The organism is Ideonella azotifigens (genome assembly GCF_021043325.1).
Lineage (GTDB): Bacteria > Pseudomonadota > Gammaproteobacteria > Burkholderiales > Burkholderiaceae_C > Ideonella > Ideonella azotifigens.
Genome location: NZ_JAJNKD010000002.1, coordinates 22,568 through 39,065, shown reverse-complemented (window position 1 = coordinate 39,065; position 16,498 = coordinate 22,568). Strand labels below are relative to the sequence as shown.

Annotated in this window: 15 protein-coding genes; 9 read left to right on the top strand and 6 right to left on the bottom strand. The window is 65.2% G+C overall.

The window, feature by feature from the left end:
* Positions 1-108 precede the first annotated feature (108 nt).
* The 4 genes from LRH25_RS04845 to LRH25_RS04830 all read left to right on the top strand — a co-directional run bounded on the left by LRH25_RS04845 (position 109) and on the right by LRH25_RS04830 (position 3,035).
* The gene (locus tag LRH25_RS04845; RefSeq protein WP_141286277.1) at positions 109-1,023 is read left to right on the top strand and encodes an NUDIX hydrolase; all 915 of its coding nucleotides are present in this window, start codon (positions 109-111) and stop codon (positions 1,021-1,023) included.
* Between the two features lie 167 nt (positions 1,024-1,190).
* Positions 1,191-1,742, top strand: a complete 552-nt coding sequence (locus tag LRH25_RS04840) for a cytochrome b (protein ID WP_141286275.1) — start codon at positions 1,191-1,193, stop codon at positions 1,740-1,742.
* An 80-nt stretch (positions 1,743-1,822) separates the two neighbouring features.
* On the top strand, positions 1,823-2,407 hold the full coding sequence (locus tag LRH25_RS04835; protein WP_141286273.1) for a YceI family protein: 585 nt from the start codon (positions 1,823-1,825) through the stop codon (positions 2,405-2,407).
* A 55-nt stretch (positions 2,408-2,462) separates the two neighbouring features.
* On the top strand, positions 2,463-3,035 hold the full coding sequence (locus tag LRH25_RS04830; protein ID WP_141286271.1) for a YceI family protein: 573 nt from the start codon (positions 2,463-2,465) through the stop codon (positions 3,033-3,035).
* A gap of 75 nt (positions 3,036-3,110) precedes the next feature.
* On the opposite strand, the gene LRH25_RS04825 is transcribed toward LRH25_RS04830, so the two are convergent.
* From LRH25_RS04825 to LRH25_RS04800, 6 genes are all read right to left on the bottom strand, one after another.
* Positions 3,111-4,244, bottom strand: coding sequence for a hypothetical protein (locus LRH25_RS04825; RefSeq protein ID WP_141286269.1), 1,134 nt, complete (start codon positions 4,242-4,244; stop codon positions 3,111-3,113).
* Between the two features lie 86 nt (positions 4,245-4,330).
* Entirely contained in the window at positions 4,331-5,020 is a 690-nt protein-coding gene (locus tag LRH25_RS04820; RefSeq protein WP_141286267.1) for a sulfotransferase family 2 domain-containing protein, read from the bottom strand.
* A 6-nt stretch (positions 5,021-5,026) separates the two neighbouring features.
* A complete protein-coding gene (locus LRH25_RS04815; protein ID WP_141286265.1) occupies positions 5,027-5,917 on the bottom strand; it encodes a sulfotransferase family 2 domain-containing protein in 891 nt (296 codons plus the stop codon).
* Between the two features lie 24 nt (positions 5,918-5,941).
* Complete coding sequence (locus LRH25_RS04810; protein WP_170200779.1) at positions 5,942-6,844, bottom strand: sulfotransferase family protein; 903 nt, start codon at positions 6,842-6,844, stop codon at positions 5,942-5,944.
* Between the two features lie 300 nt (positions 6,845-7,144).
* Positions 7,145-8,146: a hypothetical protein gene (locus LRH25_RS04805; RefSeq protein ID WP_231010276.1), complete on the bottom strand. Its 1,002-nt coding sequence runs from the start codon at positions 8,144-8,146 to the stop codon at positions 7,145-7,147.
* A 6-nt stretch (positions 8,147-8,152) separates the two neighbouring features.
* On the bottom strand, positions 8,153-9,208 hold the full coding sequence (locus tag LRH25_RS04800; protein ID WP_141286259.1) for a sulfotransferase domain-containing protein: 1,056 nt from the start codon (positions 9,206-9,208) through the stop codon (positions 8,153-8,155).
* A gap of 457 nt (positions 9,209-9,665) precedes the next feature.
* Between LRH25_RS04800 and LRH25_RS04795 the strand changes: the two genes are divergently transcribed.
* The 5 genes from LRH25_RS04795 (at position 9,666) to LRH25_RS04775 (ending at position 16,405) form a co-directional block, all read left to right on the top strand.
* Entirely contained in the window at positions 9,666-11,114 is a 1,449-nt protein-coding gene (locus tag LRH25_RS04795) for a mannose-1-phosphate guanylyltransferase/mannose-6-phosphate isomerase (RefSeq protein ID WP_231010275.1), read from the top strand.
* A gap of 76 nt (positions 11,115-11,190) precedes the next feature.
* The gene (locus tag LRH25_RS04790; RefSeq protein ID WP_141286257.1) at positions 11,191-12,081 is read left to right on the top strand and encodes a hypothetical protein; all 891 of its coding nucleotides are present in this window, start codon (positions 11,191-11,193) and stop codon (positions 12,079-12,081) included.
* Positions 12,071-13,300 carry a glycosyltransferase family 4 protein gene (locus LRH25_RS04785; protein ID WP_170200777.1) on the top strand — a complete coding sequence of 410 codons (1,230 nt, stop codon included), beginning with the start codon at positions 12,071-12,073 and terminating at the stop codon, positions 13,298-13,300. The genes LRH25_RS04790 and LRH25_RS04785 overlap by 11 nt, the downstream gene beginning before the upstream one ends.
* The gene (locus LRH25_RS04780; protein WP_231010274.1) at positions 13,297-15,987 is read left to right on the top strand and encodes a glycosyltransferase; all 2,691 of its coding nucleotides are present in this window, start codon (positions 13,297-13,299) and stop codon (positions 15,985-15,987) included. The genes LRH25_RS04785 and LRH25_RS04780 overlap by 4 nt, the downstream gene beginning before the upstream one ends.
* A 136-nt stretch (positions 15,988-16,123) precedes the next feature.
* On the top strand, positions 16,124-16,405 hold the full coding sequence (locus LRH25_RS04775) for an HU family DNA-binding protein (protein WP_141291881.1): 282 nt from the start codon (positions 16,124-16,126) through the stop codon (positions 16,403-16,405).
* The last annotated feature ends 93 nt before the right edge of the window (positions 16,406-16,498 follow it).

Below are 16,498 nucleotides of genomic sequence, written 5' to 3'. Positions count from 1 at the left end.
ACTCTGACACAGGCCATGCTTGTCGCGCCACTCCCATTCGGATTGGGCCAGGCAGGAGCCGGATGGCGATGCCGGTTGCCTGGCGAGGCAGTCTAAGATCGCCGCCACATGCCCAAGCACACCGCCCCTGCTGCTGCCCGTTGGTGGTCCGCCGACTGGACCTGCATCGCCCAAGCGCGCGCCCGGACAGGCCGGCCGCGGGCGCCGTTGTGGGTGGATGGCGTGGTGGCCGGATCGGTCGCGCAAGCGGACCTTGCCGCGCTCGCTGCCTGGCCGCAGTGGCTGCAGGTGGACGCGCAAGGCGTGGCGCTGACCGCACCGGCCGAAGCGCTCAGCGTGGTGCTGGCCGAGGTCAACCATGCACTGCGGGCGCAAGGCCTGATCCGCGCCTGGCGCGACGAGCCGTATCCGCTGCTCGACGACGAGGACAGGCTTTGCGCGACCATCGAACGTGCCTCGGCGCGCTTCTGGGGCACGCGGACCTTTGGTGCGCATTGCAATGGTTTCGTGGCCGATGCCACCGGCCGGCCGGCGCAGCTGTGGATCGCCCGCCGCTCTTTCGACAAGGCCACCGACCCCGGCATGTTGGACAACCTGATCGGTGGCGGCGTGCCGCTGGGCCAGACGCCACGCGAGGCCTTGCTGCGCGAAGCTTGGGAAGAAGCAGGCTTGTTGCCGGCGCAGATGGCGGTGCTGCGCCCTGGTCGGGTGCTGGCGCTGGACTGCGACCTGCCCGAGGGCCGGCAGGTCGAATGGCTGCATGTCTACGATCTTGCAATGCCGCGTGGCCTGCAGCCGCGGAACCAGGACGGCGAGGTGGCCGAGTTCAGCCTGATGTCGGTGGCCGAGGCCCTGGCCCGGGCCGCAAATGGCGAGATGACGGTGGACGCGGCCTTGTGCACGCTGGACTTCGCGCTGCGCCACCGCTTGCTGCCTGCGGACCAGGCCGAGCGGCTGGCGGAGCCACTGGCGACCTTGCTGGTTTCGCCCGAACATGCGGCGCGGTTCGATCCGCCCGTCTGAAAACCAGGCTTTGAGAAGGCTGGCGATGAAGTTGGTAACGAATCGTCATTCAGAAAAACTGAAGTGCTGCCTTCAATCGGCCTGAACCGCGCCGTGGCTCGCGCTGCGGACACTGCAGTCCTTGCATCACGCCACATGGCCCGCACCGGGCCGACAGAGAGAGCAACATGACCCGGTCATCATTCAATCAGTCAGAACGCTACAGCGGTGTGGCCATCGGCCTTCACTGGCTGCTGGCGCTGTTGATTCTTGGCGTGTTCGGCGTGGGTTTCTACATGGCCGACCTGCCGTTCTCCATGACCCGGCTGAAGCTGTTCAACTGGCACAAGTGGGCCGGCATGACCATCCTCGCGCTGTCCATCCTGCGCCTGCTGTGGCGTGCCACGCACCGGCCGCCCGCCGACTTGCCAGCGCCCCAGTGGCAGCTGACGGTGGCGCACCTGACCCACTGGCTGATGTATGCGCTGTTCTTCGCGGTGCCGCTGGTCGGCTGGGCCTACAGCTCGGCGGCGGGTTTCCCCATCGTCTGGTTCGGCGTGCTGCAGCTGCCGGATTTCGTGCCCAAGGACAAGGCGCTGGCCGAGATGATCGAGCCCTGGCATGGCGCGCTGGCCTGGGCGCTGATCGTGCTGGCCGGGCTGCACATTGCCGCCGCGCTGAAGCACCAGTTCATCGACCGCGACGGGTTGATCAACCGCATGCGCCCCGGCCGCGGCTGAAAGCCCTCATGCCAACCAAGACTCTCTGTTGCGCCGTCCAATCGCGGCACTTCGCAAGACTCCGGACCTCACCAAGCATCATGAACACCGCCTCCGTCTCCTCCAAGTTCTTCAAGACCCTGGCTGCCGGCCTGCTCGTGCTGGGCGCTGGCGCCGCGCTGGCCGACCAGAAGATCGTCCCGGCCCAGAGCGACATCAGCTTCACCTCGCGCCAGATGGGCGTGCCGGTGGACGGCAAGTTCAAGAAGTGGGACGCGCAGATCGCCTTTGATCCGAAGAAGCCCGAGACCGGCAAGGTCAGCTTCACGATCGACACCGGCAGCGCCACTTTCGGCGCCGCCGAGACCGATGCCGAAGTGCCCAAGGCTGCCTGGTTCAACGTGCCCAAGTTCCCGCAAGCCACATTCCAGTCCAGCGCCATCAAGGCCGCCGGCCCGGGCAAGGTCGAAGTCACCGGCAAGCTGAGCATCAAGGGTGCCGTGCATGACGTGGTCGTGCCCGTCACCCTGACCCAGGCCGGCGCCACCACCACGGCCGCCGGCAGTTTCACCATCAAGCGCCTGGACTTCAAGATCGGCGAAGGCGAATGGGCGGACACGTCCATGGTCGCCAACGACGTGGTCGTGAAGTTCAAGCTGGCGGTCACCGGCGTTGCGCCGTTGTGAGCCTGGCGCCCGCCACCATCCTTTTCCCTCACCTGTCATCCCACGGAGTTTCCGAATGAAAACCGCCCTGATCGCTGCCGCCATCGCCCTGCTGGCCTCCACCGCTGCCCAAGCCGAATCGGCCACCTACGCGATCGACCCCGCGCACACCTACGCAACCTTCGAGATCACCCACTTCGGCACCTCGACCAACCGCGCCCGCTTCGACAAGAAGGAGGGCTCGGTCACGCTGGACAAGGCAGCCAAGACCGGCAAGGTCGACCTGACCATCGACATGAGCTCGGTCAACTCCGGCTTCGAGGCCTTCAACAAGCACCTGAAGAGCGCCGAGATCTTCAACGCCGAAGCCTTCCCGACCGCCAAGTTCGTCGGCGACAAGTTCACCTTCGCTGGTGACAAGGTCACCGAAATCGGCGGCTCGCTGACGCTGCTGGGCAAGACCAACCCGGTCACGCTGAAGGCCACCAACTTCAACTGCTACGTCAACCCGATGAACAAGCGCGAAGTGTGCGGCGGTGACTTCGAGACCACGGTCACTCGCAGCCAGTTCGGCGTCAACTACGGCCTGAACTACGGCTTCCCCGACGCCGTTCGCGTCGTGATCCAGGTCGAAGCCGTCAAGCAGTGAGCTTGAAGCGGCCTGGCCGCTGGACATGAAAAGGGCCGGCAGTGATGCCGGCCTTTTTCGTCGACGGGGGCGAGTTCAGGCCTTGGGCGTGGCGCGTGCGGCAGCAAGGCGGTTGGCGCGAGCCGTCTTGGCCGCGGGTTGGCCACCGGCGGCACCCGCCCTGGCAGCCTTGCTGCGCAGTCCGGCCAGCCAGATGTCCATTGCTACGACCACCTGCTCGTGGGTGGGCGAGTCGGGCAAGGCATCACCCAGCGTGCGCTGCAGCCAGATCAGCGCGCGCGGCGTGAGCTGCAGCAGGTCGGCTTCGGTGCGCAGCGCGCCTGGCCGTTCGGGCGGCAGTGCCGAGATCGAGCTGCCCAGACGCTCTTCCATCCAGGCCATGTCGGCCGCGGTGAGTTCCAGGTAGGGTTTCAGCACCGAGGGCGCCAGGCGCATCTTGTCGCCCTCGATGTCTCGCAACTGCCGTGTCAGCAGGCGAACGTCCAGCTTGTCCTGCGGGCTCAGCTTGCCCTGCTTGGCCAGTCGGCGATACAGGTAGAGCAAGGCCAGACCATCGACCGACACGCCCTCGTTGTCGATGATGACCCGCGAGGCGTCGAACGGAATGGCCAGGCGGTGGCAGAAGTCCAGCACCACGTCCTTGCCCGGAAATTCTGCCGGATTGAACGGCCACAGCACCACGTTTTCGCGGTCAAAGGCCCGGTCGAAGCGCAGGAACTTGGCTTGGTACTTCGGCAGCACGTTGCGCAGGTTGTTGAAGTTGGCCGGCGAGCCGGTCTTCAGGCGCTGCTGGAAAGCGCTTTCGATCCAGCTGGCCGCGCCGCGCACATAGGCAAGGACCTTGACCTGGTCGACATGCCGAGACAGCGCCTTGCGCAGCTCCTGCAGCTGAGGCACCGTCAGGTTGTGCAGTCGCTCGCCTGACAGGATGAACACCTCGTGCTGGTCATCGAAGCTGCTGTGCAGTTGAGCCAGCAAACGGTTCCTGTTGGCGAGCCCCTGCTCGGGCGTCCAGCCGGTCCGCAGTTCCTGCTCACGCTGGGTGACTTCACCGGCAAAGATCTCCAGCAAGGCGGCACTGCAGTTGACCTGCTTGTCCAGCACGATGTACTTGAACTTGTCACCCAGCGAAGTCGCCCGGCCCAGCGAGGCCTGGATCGACATCGTGCCGGTCTTGGGCATGCCAATGTGAAGGTAGCAGGTGCGCATGAAAAAAGGCGGCGTGCAGAGAGGGCGGGGCCGCAGCTGGGCGCTGCGGCAGAAATGGCGGCGGCAGCGTGTCCGCTGCCGGTGGCTCAGTTGGGGTCGAACCCGTAACCGAAGCGTTCGATCACCGGCGCATACAGCTTTTGCACCAACGCCACCGTTGCATCGTCATAGTAGCTTCGGTAGTCGCGCTTCTGGCCGCCGTCGAGTCTTTGCGCAGTGACGTTGTGCTCGGCCACCGGGATGTCCTCCGTGATGCCGAGTCGCGCCAATGCCTCTTGAAAGCCCTGGGTCAGGGCCTCGAAGCGGATCACATGATCGACGCTGTCGACGAAGACCATCGGCCCCATGACGGGCTTGTCCGCCGCCAGGTATTGTTCGTGTGCTTGGCGCACCCATTCAGGGAAGGCCAGCTCGGCTGCAAGACCGACAACCTCGCGGGCACGGGTGTTCTTGCGGATGTGGCCCGAAATCTTGCTGGCTTCGGTGTGCCGGCCGCGCAGTTTCTCGTAACGGCTGACCAGCAGGTCGAACGGATTGCGTACGCCGCAAAACTTGAAGGCCTGCTGCACTTGCGACTCGGTCAGCAGCTTGTGGTGGATCAGCATCTTGGTCGTCGTGTGATGCTTGCTCAACACGATCTTGCCGTTGCGCAAAATGCCTTGCGAGGGGATTTGTTGACCGTCGAGCTTCTCCAGCAAGGTCTTGGCGATGGCCTTGCTGCCGGTTTGCGGGCTGGCGAGAAAAAGGTAGTTGCGCTTGGCTGAGTAGACGGCCATGACTCATCAAACCACAGACGCGGCGATGGGGGCAGCAATTTCGGTGGACGTACTGATGAGCAATTGCGCGGATTGCAGGGCAGCAGCCGCTTCCTGCTGCACGGCAGACTTGCGGTCAACGTGGCGTTGCAGGGGCGCAGGCAGGGTGTAGCCGAAGATCCGGAAATCCCGCAGGCAGTGGCGCTTGATCATGGCCCAGGCCAGCGACGAGAGGTCGTCCTCATGCCAGCCGCGGCGCGGCGCGGCGACCTTGATCGGTTGCGGGGCCGCTTCCTGGCCCGTGCCCAGGCTCTTGTTCTGGACACCGATGGGCGCCGTGATGCCCATGCGGTTCTGAACCTTTTGCCAGTCCTTGTCGATGCGCTCGACATGGCCCACGAACTTGACCAGGCGCTGGCCGTGCTCGTCGCACAGGCTCTGCCACTGCGGTTTGGCGCCGTCGTCCTGCCAACAGCGAGGATCGCGCAGGAACGCGTCGAAATTTTTGCTGGCGAAGGCAGCCTGAGCGGCCTTGAAGCAATACGGCGGACGGTCTGGCAACGCGCCGTTGAGTGCGTAGGCCTCGGCCTCGGTCAGGGTCATCGGCTTGCGTTCAAGCTGGCCCAGCGCATAGGTGTAGAGCGAATACAAGCGATCGATCGGATGGCGGACGAAGCCGAAGGTGTAGAAGTTCTTCCAGCGCTCGGCACCGATCAGCGCGCGCGCTGCTGCCGCGCCCGAGTGCTTGTGAAGCCCTACCATTTCCCCAAGCAGCTTCTTGTGCTTTTCCCCTTCTGAGGTGGAGCCAATGATCAGGTCATTGGCTGCCAACAGCGGCGCCAGGGCTACCTCGATGCTGGTGCCCGCACACTTGTGGACGTGGACAAAGACGAAACGACGATTCAGGGAGAGGATCATGGCGCAAACAGCTCACATAGCGCGTTAACCGCCTCCTGCAATTATCGCGCCAGGGGCGGCAATCCCGGTGCTTGTGCCAGGTGTGTCCCACAGCGGCATCTGTTTTGCCATCTGCTGCCGAATCATGGCCTGCGTTTGTGCATCGACAAATTGATCGCTTTCTGAAGCCCGCTTGGAGATGGGCCTGGAGAGCATTTCGTCCACCTTGCGGTCCGGTACCTCCTGGGGCTTCAGGACTGCGTCCACAAAAGGCAGGCCGGCGAACTCGCAAAGCCGCCGCATGGCGGTTTCCGGATCGTTGGTGATCCAGGCATAAGGTGCCACAAACACTTGTTCGGGCCAGCGCTGCCGGGCGGCACTGATGTGTTCGGACACGGTGTGGAAATGGGCCAGCAATTGTTCGGCCGTTCGGTCCAGCCAGCCCCACTCATCGCGCGAGCGGCCGAGGGACTGTTCCTTTTTCAGGCGCTTGCGATAGCTGGCCACGACGTCCACTGGGTCGCGCGTGCAGACAATCACCCGAGCTCTCGGGAAGATCTCCAGCATCCGGGCCAGCCTTCTGACGTGGGAAGGCGTCTTTTCCAGCGGCTGCCGCCCCGGGTAGACCTGGTGGGCGCAGTACCAGAAGAAGGCCCGGATGATGTCCGCCTCGGACAACTCCGCGTTGCCCACGCGCAAACCGGCGCACAGTTCGCGGAAGCGCTTGGCATGTTCATCGCCCTGGAGATAGGCTTTGGTCATCGCCGGTGCACGCACTTCCAGTGCCGAGCGCGGATTCGCGAAGATGAAGGTCTCGTAGACATCCTTCACCGGGAACAGTTGCGGATGACGCGAAAACGACACCTGCAAGATCGAAGTGCCCGAGCGCTCCAGCCCGCAAATAAATACCGGCTGCGCATGAACAGCCCAGGCGCGGATGTCCTGCAAAGTCCTCATTCCTACGTCCCTTGATTCACACGATGTGCGTCGCGCTCTCACCTTCTGACCGGTGGTGGCTTCGCAGCAAGTCTGGCGCAGCGGGTGCCTGGTACCCGGCCACGCGCAGGCGTTAACGTTAAAAGTGTCAGCTTATCAGTCCTTGAACAAAGGACAAAACGGGGCTTGACACGATTTCGTGGCATATGGCAGCAATTTGGCTGGCCATACCACAGCTTGTGATTTTGAACCGCACCAGGGTGACAGGCGGCTGCATGGAGCACCGCAGCGGGAAATGCTGCTTCGCAGCGCTCAGTGCTTGCCGTTCAGGTAGCTCAAATCACCCAGCGTGATCATGCGCATCGCCTTGGCGATGTCGTAGTCGCGCGCCGCGGCGGTGTCGAGGATCAGGTCGTAATCTTCCCGCAGGGTGGCGAAATCGGGAAAAAGCGAGCCCGCCATGGCGCCGCTGCGCTCTGGAATCTCGACGCCATATCGGTCCAGCAGGACTTTGCGATCCCCCTTGTACATGCCCGCCACATAGGCCACCAGCGGGGCATCGACCTGCATCGCGCCGAGAAATTCCGGCTTGAGCTTGGCCAGTTCGGTGGTCTCGTTGACCATGTTGGAGGCCGTGGCCTTGTCCAGCAGATTGTTCAGCAGGCGCTTGATGAACAGCAGATTGCCGGTGACGGACGGGTTGTTTTCATAACGCTTGCGCTGGAAGCGTTCGAGATCGCCCGGCACGCCGACGATTCGCACGAAATCCAGCAATACATCACCACCGGTGAGGGCCTTTCGGTCATAGAGGCGCAAGAACATGTTCTCGCGACCCATGGACTCGGTCCAGGCGTCGGCCAGCGTGTGCAGCGGCTTTCGCGTCAAGTGGCAAAACGTATCAAAGCTGCATGACAAGTGCGAGGCCTGCACATTCTGTTGGTACCAGCTTGCCAGGTAGCTCAGGTGTTCGCGCACATAGAACACCACTTTGACCTGATGACCCGCAAACAGGCGTTTGAGGATGCGCGCTCCCCGCGCGCCATGGGTATGCAGGTCCTCGGAAGAAATGACCACCTTGCTGGCGCCTGCGATCTCCTTGCGCATCGCCAGCACCATGGGCGATTGCTCGAAGTTTCGGTCCGGCTCAGGTGTGCCCAGCCAATAAGACAGCGCGTGATGGGCGGCGCCATCCAGGCCTGCGCGCGGATAGCAGATGCCCTCCTGCGCCATGGCCTCGATGTTGAGGAAGAAGAAATCCTGGATCGACGAGGTGCCGGTCTTGTTCAGGCCAATGTGCAAATAAACGTCAGCCATGGGGACTCAGGACAGGGACATCGGATTGGGTGCGTGCAGGCTGCCGGGATGGCTGAGTCCTGGCACATGCATGGGCGCCTTCAGCGCCACACCCTTGGACAGCACCCTGGCGGCCGTGGCAAAGCCGAAGCCGCGAACTTCCGCGGTATGCATGATCAAGGCCCAGTCTTCGGCGAAAGCGTCCAGGTCCGGGGTGGCATGGCCTGCGCGCACGCCGCTGAGTTCGGGAATCTTTGCACCGTATTTGTGCGCCAGGATCCGGCGGTCCTGCTTGTAGCTCTGCACCACCGCGTCGACCACATCACCTGCGACCAGCATGTGGCCAGCAAAAGTGGGCTTCAGCTTGGACAGCGCCGACACCTCGTGGACATACGAGGCAGCCTGCGACTTGTCGCAGAAGTTGTTGATCAGGCGCTTGGCAAACAGCAGGTTGCCGGAGACCGACGGATTGCTTTCATACGGCTTTCTCTTCAATTTCGCGACGTCCAGCCGTGGATTAACTTGTTCGAGAAAGTCCTGGACGATGTCACCGCCCAGCAATTGCGCACGGTCATAGACGCGCACCGAAACATGCTGCTTTCCAAAAACCGCGGCCCAACGTTCGACGATGGCGTGCAAGGGTTTTTTGTTGAAATAGCAGAAGGTGTCAAAGGCGCATGAAAGATGAGTACCCTGCACGTTCTGCTGATACCAGCTCGCCAGGTAATTCAAATGCTCGCGCAGGTACACAACGACCTTCACGCGATGATCCTTCAGGATCTCCTTCATCATTTCCACGCCACGGTCCGTCAAGGTATGGAAATCTTCTGACGACAGCACGGTGATTCTGGTGCCCTCGATTTCCTTGCGAAGCGACTTCACCATTTCGCTCTCAAGCGCCGCCGGATCGTCCTTGTTGACCTTGATCCAGCGTGACAGCGCGTGATGGGCCGTGCCATCGCGGCCGGTGGTCGGATAGCACATGCCATGACGCAGCAGCTTGGCCGCATTCATGTTCATGAAATCCTGAATCGACGAGGTGCCCGTCTTGTTCAGGCCGATGTGCAAAATGATGTCGGACATGGAGAATTCAGCTGCAACAAGAGATTGACACGCGGACCGCCGGCAGGGGCCACATGGTGACTATACGTGAGCGAGCCGCGGGTGGGCGTGTGGCTTCCCCTGCGGCAGGCATGTGCTGGCCGCTGCAGGCAGGTTCCGTGAAAAACGCGCGCTTGCGAACAGAACAGGACAGGACGGATGCTCGCGACCGCTGCCCGTCGCTGTCCCTTCTTGTGGGCTGGTGTCCACGAAGTTGCGCGGCCCAAGCGCGGCAGGGCAGGGGCTCGCTGCGGATGCGAGGGGGCCTCATGGTATGGTCAAGTCTGCGCCATACTCGACAACATCGGCTGTTATTCAGCGTCCAAAGGGATGGCGCGCGGCTTTGATTTGTTCGATAGTTTTCTCCCGCCGGCGTGCTGCCGGCCAGGTCGTGCGAGCCCATGCCGGCCGTGTACATAAATCCACAGCGAGTTTTTTCATGTCATCTCCCATTCCTGTCCTGCCCGTGATCATGGCTGGCGGCAGCGGCACGCGGCTGTGGCCGCTGTCGCGAGCAGGCTTTCCCAAGCAGTTTCTGGTGCTCTCGGGAGACGACAGTCTTTTCCAGCAAGCGGCGCAGCGCCTGGCCGGCCTGGCAGCAGATGACATCGCCGTGGCGCCGCTGGTGGTGGTCGGCAACGCCGAGCACCGTTTCCTGACGCTGGAGCAATTGCGTGAGATCGGCCACGAGCCGACCGCCGTGCTGCTGGAACCGTCTGGCCGCAACACCGCACCCGCGTTGACGCTGGGTGCGCTGCAGGCACTGGAAGGGGGCGTCGACCCGGTTCTGGTTGTCACGCCGGCCGACCAGACCGTGGCCGATGGCGCCGCCTTCACCGTTGCACTGCAAGACGCGGTGCGCGCTGCGGCCGATGGCGCCATCGTCATCCTGGGCATCACGCCGGACCGGCCTGAAACCGGCTATGGCTACATTCGCGCCGAGGCGTGTGCCGATGGCCTGCACAAGGTGGCGCGTTTCGTCGAGAAGCCGGACGAGGAAACCGCCCGCCGCTACCTGGCCGAAGGCGACTACACCTGGAACAGCGGCATGTTCGTGTTGCGCGCCTCGACCTGGATGAAGGCGCTGGACAAGTTCCGCCCCGACATCGCCACGACCACCCGCGCCGCCTGGGCCGTGCGCCAGCACGACGCCTGTTTTGTGCGCCCCGGCAAGGCAGAGTTCGCCCACGTGCCGTCCGAATCGGTCGACTATGCGGTGATGGAGCAATGCCCGGGCAGCGAGTTCGACATCCGCATGGTCGCACTCGACGCCGGCTGGAACGACCTGGGTGCCTGGGACGCCGTCTGGCAGGCCGGTACCAAGGACGCGGCCGGCAACACCACCACCGGCGACGTGATGCTGGAAGATACCCGCAACACGCTGGTGCATGCCACCAGCCGGCTGGTCAGCACCGTGGGCCTGTCCAACATCGTCGTCGTCGAGACGCCGGACGCCGTGCTGGTGGCCGACCGCTCGCGCAGCCAGGACGTCAAGCGCATCGTCAACAGGCTGACCGAAAAAGGCCGCGGCGAGCACACGCTGCACCGCAAGGTGCACCGGCCCTGGGGCTGGTACGACAGCATCGACAACGGCGGCCGTTTCCAGGTCAAGCGCATCATGGTGCACCCGGGCGCTTCGCTGAGCCTGCAGATGCACCACCACCGCGCCGAGCACTGGATCGTCGTGACCGGCACAGCAGAAGTTACCTGCGGTGACAAAAAAGTGTTGCTGACAGAGAATCAAAGCACCTACATCCCCTTGGGTGAGGTGCACCGGCTGGCCAACCCTGGCAAGGTCGATCTGGAAATCATCGAGGTCCAGTCCGGCAGCTATCTGGGCGAAGACGACATCGTGCGCTTCGAAGATACGTACGGCCGTACCAGCTGAGGCTGGCCCTTCGCCTGTGCCGACCTGCCGGGCCCGCCGGCCGGCAACGGCAACACGCTTGCACAGGATCCTGGCTTTGAAACCACAACGCTTGCCGGAACGCGTGAAGCGCTTCACCTTGAGTGAGCTGCTTCACGGCGACATCAACGGCTTCATCATCAATGCCTACCTGGCGATCCAGCACCAGTGGCCGGACGAGGGCGGCTTTCGCCACTACCACTACCTGCTGGTCACCCAGCCCGAGGCCCGCCCGCGGGTGCTGCGCGAACTGGCTTTGTCCACCAGTGCCAAGCGCATCGGCACCGAGCTGGAAGACGACCTGCCGCCGGACCTGCCTTACGACCCGGCCAACAACGACCTGAGCACCTACCTGCGCGTGACGCAGAAGCTGCAGTTGCTGCATGTCATCCACGACGCGCGCGACCTGCGCGAAGCGGTGTCGCGCATCACGCTGGAAGGCATTTCGGAGGCAGTCCAGCTGGTGGTCGAAACGGCCATGGCTTCGCTTGCGCAGATGGACTCCCGCATTGCCCAAGCCGAAGCCGACGTGGCTGCGCTGCGCCAGGTGGTGACCGGGGCGGCCATCGGGGAATCGCCCGAAGCGCGGGTGGCGCCGGCGGCGCTCGCGGGTGGCGATGATCCCGAGCGGGCCTGGCTGCGGCACGAGGTGCTCAGGCTGGGCCGGCGGCTGCACATGCTGGAGCAGCAGGGCGGCGTGGTGTCCCCGGCTGGCGCGCCTGACGCTGCTGCGCCTCAGGCCAGCGTGCCGCAGATCGGCCGGCTGGAAGGCGATCTCGCCGACCTGCGCAACGTCCTGATGCCGCTGCACCAGTTCACCACGGTGGACCTGAAGCGCCACCTGGCGGACTACGTCAACGCGCTGGTGCTGGCCCATGCCAACGCCACCACCTTCGATCCGCCTGGTTTCCCTGGCGCCAGCCCGCAGAAAGTGGACGATGTCCTCTAACCCCCCGACCACCGCGCAGACTGACACCCTGGTCATGTTCTCGCCGCTGCCGCCGCGCAAGTCCGGCATCGCGGCCTACACCGCCGAGCTGTTGCCTTCGTTGTGCCTGAAGCGCCGCGTGGTGCTGGTCAACGAGGAAGGCCTGACACCCGAAGTGCAGGCCGAGCTGCCGTATTGCGGCGACGCGCTGCGCGTGATCTCGCCAGCCGAATACGAAGCCGACAGCAGCCTGGCCGCGCTGCCGCACGTCTACCAGATCGGCAACAACCGCGATCACGTCTTCGCCTACGAAGCCTTCAAGAAGCGCCCCGGCGTGCTGGTCCAGCACGACTTCAACCTGCACTACCTGGTCGAGGACGCGACGCTGGCGCGCGGCGATGCCGTGGGCTATCGCGATGTGCTGCGCGAGGAATACGGCGAACCGGGCGCCGTGCTGGCCGACCTGCGCCGCATCGGCGTGTTCTCCGAGGCGCAGAAGCAGACACTGCCAGTCAACCGCCACCTGCTGCACCTGGCCACCGGTGTGATCGTGCACAACCACTGGGTTTATGACCGGCTGCCAAACGAGGTGAAGGCCCGCACGCTGGTCATCCCGCACCACTTCTCGCCGCTGGTGATCGAGGTCGAAGGCCTGGAGCGCGCCCAGGCCCGGGCTCAGCTCCAGCTGCCCGGGCAAGGCTTCATGGTGCTCTCGCTGGGCTTCATCACGCCGCCCAAGCAGATCCAGGCCACGCTGGCTGCGCTGGCCCGCCTGCGTGATCAGGGCCTGAACTTCTTTTTCGTCATTGCCGGAGAACGCAATGCCGGCTTCGACATCGACGCCGTCATCCGGCAGCACCGGCTCGAAGAGCGTGTCGTCGTCACCGGCTATGTGCCGGAATCGGCGTTTTTCCAGTACATCGTCGCTGCCGACTGCCTGGTCAACCTGCGCCACCCCACGGTCGGCGAAAGCTCCGGCACGCTGGCGCGTGCGTTGGCGCTGGGCTTGCCGGCGGTGGTCCACAACTTCGGCCCGTCCTCCGAATTTCCGGATGACGTGGTGCTGAAAGTGCCGCTGGAACTCGGCGAGCCGCGCCAACTGGCGGCCACGCTGGAAATGCTGATGCACAGCGCCGAGCTGCGGGCCGCCCGAGGCCGGCGGGCCGAGCAGTACATGCGGCACCACTGCTCGGTGCAGCACTCGGCCGCGGCGTACCTGCACTTCATCGATCAGCTATGAATGAGCCGGGACCTGCCGACCTGAGCTCTGCTGCACCGCTGCCAGACGCTGCGAGTCCGGCTTCCGCCGCTGCGGGCAGCCCGCCGCCCTCGCTCGAAGCCCTGGCCACCGGCGAAGACCTGCGCCAGCTCTACCGCGCATTCCTCGGGCGCGATCCAGAAGCGCAGCTGATCAAGCGCGGCGGCACGCGGCCGCTGCGCGGGTTGGTGCGAGAAATGGCAGCCAGTGCCGAGGTCAACCAGCAGGTGCTGCATGCGCTGGTGCAACAACGCCCGCTGCCGCACCGCTTGTTGTCGACCGAGGCCCTGGCTGCGCTGGAGGCCTGGCTGGCGGACCGCCTGGGCCTGGAGCCCGCGGCGGACGCAGCGCCACGCAGCCTGCCGGCGCTGCTGCTGGCGCTCTATCAGTTGCCGCAGGTGGCGCCGCACATGCTGCTGGCCCATGGCGGGCTGCACACCCAGGCGCTGGAGGACCTCGCGCTGCTGGTCCAGGCTGGCCACCGGGACCTGACCGGCAAGATCGAGTTTGCCAACCGCGAGTTCATTGCCGGCTGGCTGATGGACCGCCACAGTGGCCAAGGCCAGCTGCCGCTGGAGATCCGCCTGGACGGCAAGCTCATTGCCGCCGGCAGTGCCCACAGCTACCGCGCCGACATCCACCAGCACCATGGCGGCGACGGCATGGTGGGCTTTCGCGTGCGCTGGCACCCGGGCAGCCACCCGGCCGGCCGGCCGCTGGAGCTGCGCCTGCACGAAGCCAGCACCGGCGTGCCGGTCGGTCTGCCCTACAAGTTCAAGAACAGCTTTGTCGACCAGCTCAGCGTGGGCGAACTGCTGGCCAAGGAACTCGAAGAGATCAAGCGCCGGCTCGACACGCTGGCCGGCATGGTGCCGCAAGCGCTGAGCTACAGCGCCTTCCCGCTGGAACACTACGACCTCTACCGCCGCACCCACCGCGTGCCGCCGCCGCCCTGGCGCGTGGCTGCCGAGCAGCCCGGTGGGCGCAAGCCCGGCTGGCGCACTGCCTTCACCGTGCTGCTGGACGCCAGTGCCAACGACCCGATCGCCGTGCGCCAGAGCGTGGACGCGCTGCGCAACCAGGGCTGGCCGAACTGGCAGGCCTGGATCCTGGGCGGTGACAGCCTGATCGACCAGGTCGTGGCCCTGCTTGGTGCCGCCGACCGCCGGCTGCAGCGCGTGCCGGACGGTGAAGCCTTGCGTGGCCTGCTGCATCGCCGCGCCGCCGAACCCGACCATTGGGCGGTCCTGCTGGAAGCGGGCGAACTGCTGAACAGCCAGGCCTTGCCATGGCTGGTGCAGACGGTGCAGCGCAGCGACGCGCTGGCGCTGTACTGGGACGAGGACCAGCTCGAATACCTGGGCGGCCGCCTGCCGCGGCGCGTGCCTCGGCATGTCAACCCCATCCTGCGCGCGCCATTCGACCCGGATGCGATGCTGGAGCTCAATGTCGTGGGCACCAGCTTCGCGGTGCGCGTCGACGCGCTGGAAGCCGCGCTGGGCGCGGTCGCCAAGGCGCCGGGCGGCGATGTGGCCGAACCCGAGGCCGGCCTGGCGCTGGCCGAACGCGAGCGCCTGGTCTGGGCCATCGCCTTGACCGGACCGATGGTGCACATTGCGCAGCCGCTGCTCAGTCGCCCGCTGGCCGGCCGGGCCGAAGACAGCAGCCCGGACCTGACGCGCCTGATCGCCCGTGCCACACCGCAGGCGCTCGCACCGCTGCTGCCGCCTGGCTGGCGCGAGCGCAACTGGACCCGCTTGCCCGACCCGCTGCTGGCGGCCCAGCGCCCGGGCGCCAAGCCGCTGGTGCACTGGCAGGCCACGCAGCCGCAGGCGGTGATCAGCGTGCTGATCCCGACCCGCGACTACGGCGAGCTGGTGCGCGACTGCGTCGACAGCCTGCGCAGCTTCGCGCGTCACCCGGACGCGCTAGAGATCCTGATCGCCGACAACGGCAGCACCGACCCGGACACGCTGGCCTACCTGGCCCAGGCCGAAGCGGCTGGCGAGTTGCGCGTGTTGCGCATTGACGAGCCGTTCAACTGGAGCCGGCTGAACAACCAGATGGCCGCCGCCGCGCGCGGCCCGCTGCTGCTGTTCCTGAACAACGACACCCGCATGCTCACCCGGCACTGGGACGACCTGCTGCGCGGCTACCTGTCGCGGCCCGAGGTGCGCGCGGTCGGTGCCCGGCTGCTGTACGAGGACATGACGCTGCAGCACGCCGGCGTGGTCTTCGGCACCGAGGATTTTGTCGCCCACGAACACATGGGCGCCGCGGTGGACGCACCCGACAACCTGCTCAACACCCAGCTCACGCGCCGCGTCCAGGCCGTCACCGGCGCATTCATCGGCTGTACCCGAGAAACCTTTGAGGCCGTGGGCGGTTTCGACGAAACCCAGCTGACCGTGACCTTCAACGACGTGCAGTGGTGCCTGCGGGCGCAGGATGCCTCGGCGGCAGCCTGCATCCTGTACGCGCCGGCCATCAGCCTGATCCACCTTGAATCCAAGAGCCGCGGCTTCGACTTCGAGGACCTGGACAAGCAGCGCCGCGCCAACTACGAACGCGACGCGCTGGAAGCCCGCTGGCGGCCACAGATGACGGCCGCCATCCGGCTGCACCCGGCGCTGAGTCGCTGGACCTCGGCCGGCACGGCCCTGCGTTAGCGGCCGAGTTGCCACAACATGGGATTGGCTTTGCCCGTTTCGATGGGATGATGCGAACCCGAATTCGATCGCGCCCGGCCACTGCGTGGCACCAGCAGGGCGCTTGTCTTGCCCTACCCACTGACGGAGTACCCTCATGAAAATCGCTGAACTCGCTGCCCAGATCAAGGAAAAGAACCCCGCCGCCGTTGGCAAGCTGGCCGACAAGGCGCTGGAGCGCCTGCTGCGCATTGCGCTGGTTCAGGTCCGCAGCGCGGTCGCCGAGGCCGAAGACAACGTGCAGATCGAAGGCCTGGGCCGCTTTGCCGTGCGCAATGTCGACAAGGTCGTCAAGGGCGAGAAGGTGCCGACCCGCCGCGTGATCTATGTGGCGCCCAAGCCCAAGGCGGCTGCTGAAGCCGAACCCGCGGCTGAATAAGCTGCGCTCGCCCGGCGCCTGTCGCGCCGGTGCCGAGCATCCTCCGGCCGGTCGCCTCGTGCAGGCCGCGGAGGATTCTGGAGAGCCCGCGCC

Excerpts from the sequence above, each read along its gene's own strand:
- LRH25_RS04830 (WP_141286271.1), top strand. The coding sequence starts at position 2,463 with ATGAAAACCGCCCTGATCGCTGCCGCCATCGCCCTGCTGGCCTCCACC.
- LRH25_RS04800 (WP_141286259.1), bottom strand. The coding sequence starts at position 9,208 with ATGTCCGACATCATTTTGCACATCGGCCTGAACAAGACGGGCACCTCG.
- LRH25_RS04805 (WP_231010276.1), bottom strand. The coding sequence starts at position 8,146 with ATGGCTGACGTTTATTTGCACATTGGCCTGAACAAGACCGGCACCTCG.
- LRH25_RS04815 (WP_141286265.1), bottom strand. The coding sequence starts at position 5,917 with ATGATCCTCTCCCTGAATCGTCGTTTCGTCTTTGTCCACGTCCACAAG.
- LRH25_RS04825 (WP_141286269.1), bottom strand. The coding sequence starts at position 4,244 with ATGCGCACCTGCTACCTTCACATTGGCATGCCCAAGACCGGCACGATG.
- LRH25_RS04775 (WP_141291881.1), top strand. The coding sequence starts at position 16,124 with ATGAAAATCGCTGAACTCGCTGCCCAGATCAAGGAAAAGAACCCCGCC.
- LRH25_RS04795 (WP_231010275.1), top strand. The coding sequence starts at position 9,666 with ATGTCATCTCCCATTCCTGTCCTGCCCGTGATCATGGCTGGCGGCAGC.
- LRH25_RS04835 (WP_141286273.1), top strand. The coding sequence starts at position 1,823 with ATGAACACCGCCTCCGTCTCCTCCAAGTTCTTCAAGACCCTGGCTGCC.
- LRH25_RS04820 (WP_141286267.1), bottom strand. The coding sequence starts at position 5,020 with ATGGCCGTCTACTCAGCCAAGCGCAACTACCTTTTTCTCGCCAGCCCG.
- LRH25_RS04785 (WP_170200777.1), top strand. The coding sequence starts at position 12,071 with ATGTCCTCTAACCCCCCGACCACCGCGCAGACTGACACCCTGGTCATG.
- LRH25_RS04845 (WP_141286277.1), top strand. The coding sequence starts at position 109 with ATGCCCAAGCACACCGCCCCTGCTGCTGCCCGTTGGTGGTCCGCCGAC.
- LRH25_RS04840 (WP_141286275.1), top strand. The coding sequence starts at position 1,191 with ATGACCCGGTCATCATTCAATCAGTCAGAACGCTACAGCGGTGTGGCC.
- LRH25_RS04780 (WP_231010274.1), top strand. The coding sequence starts at position 13,297 with ATGAATGAGCCGGGACCTGCCGACCTGAGCTCTGCTGCACCGCTGCCA.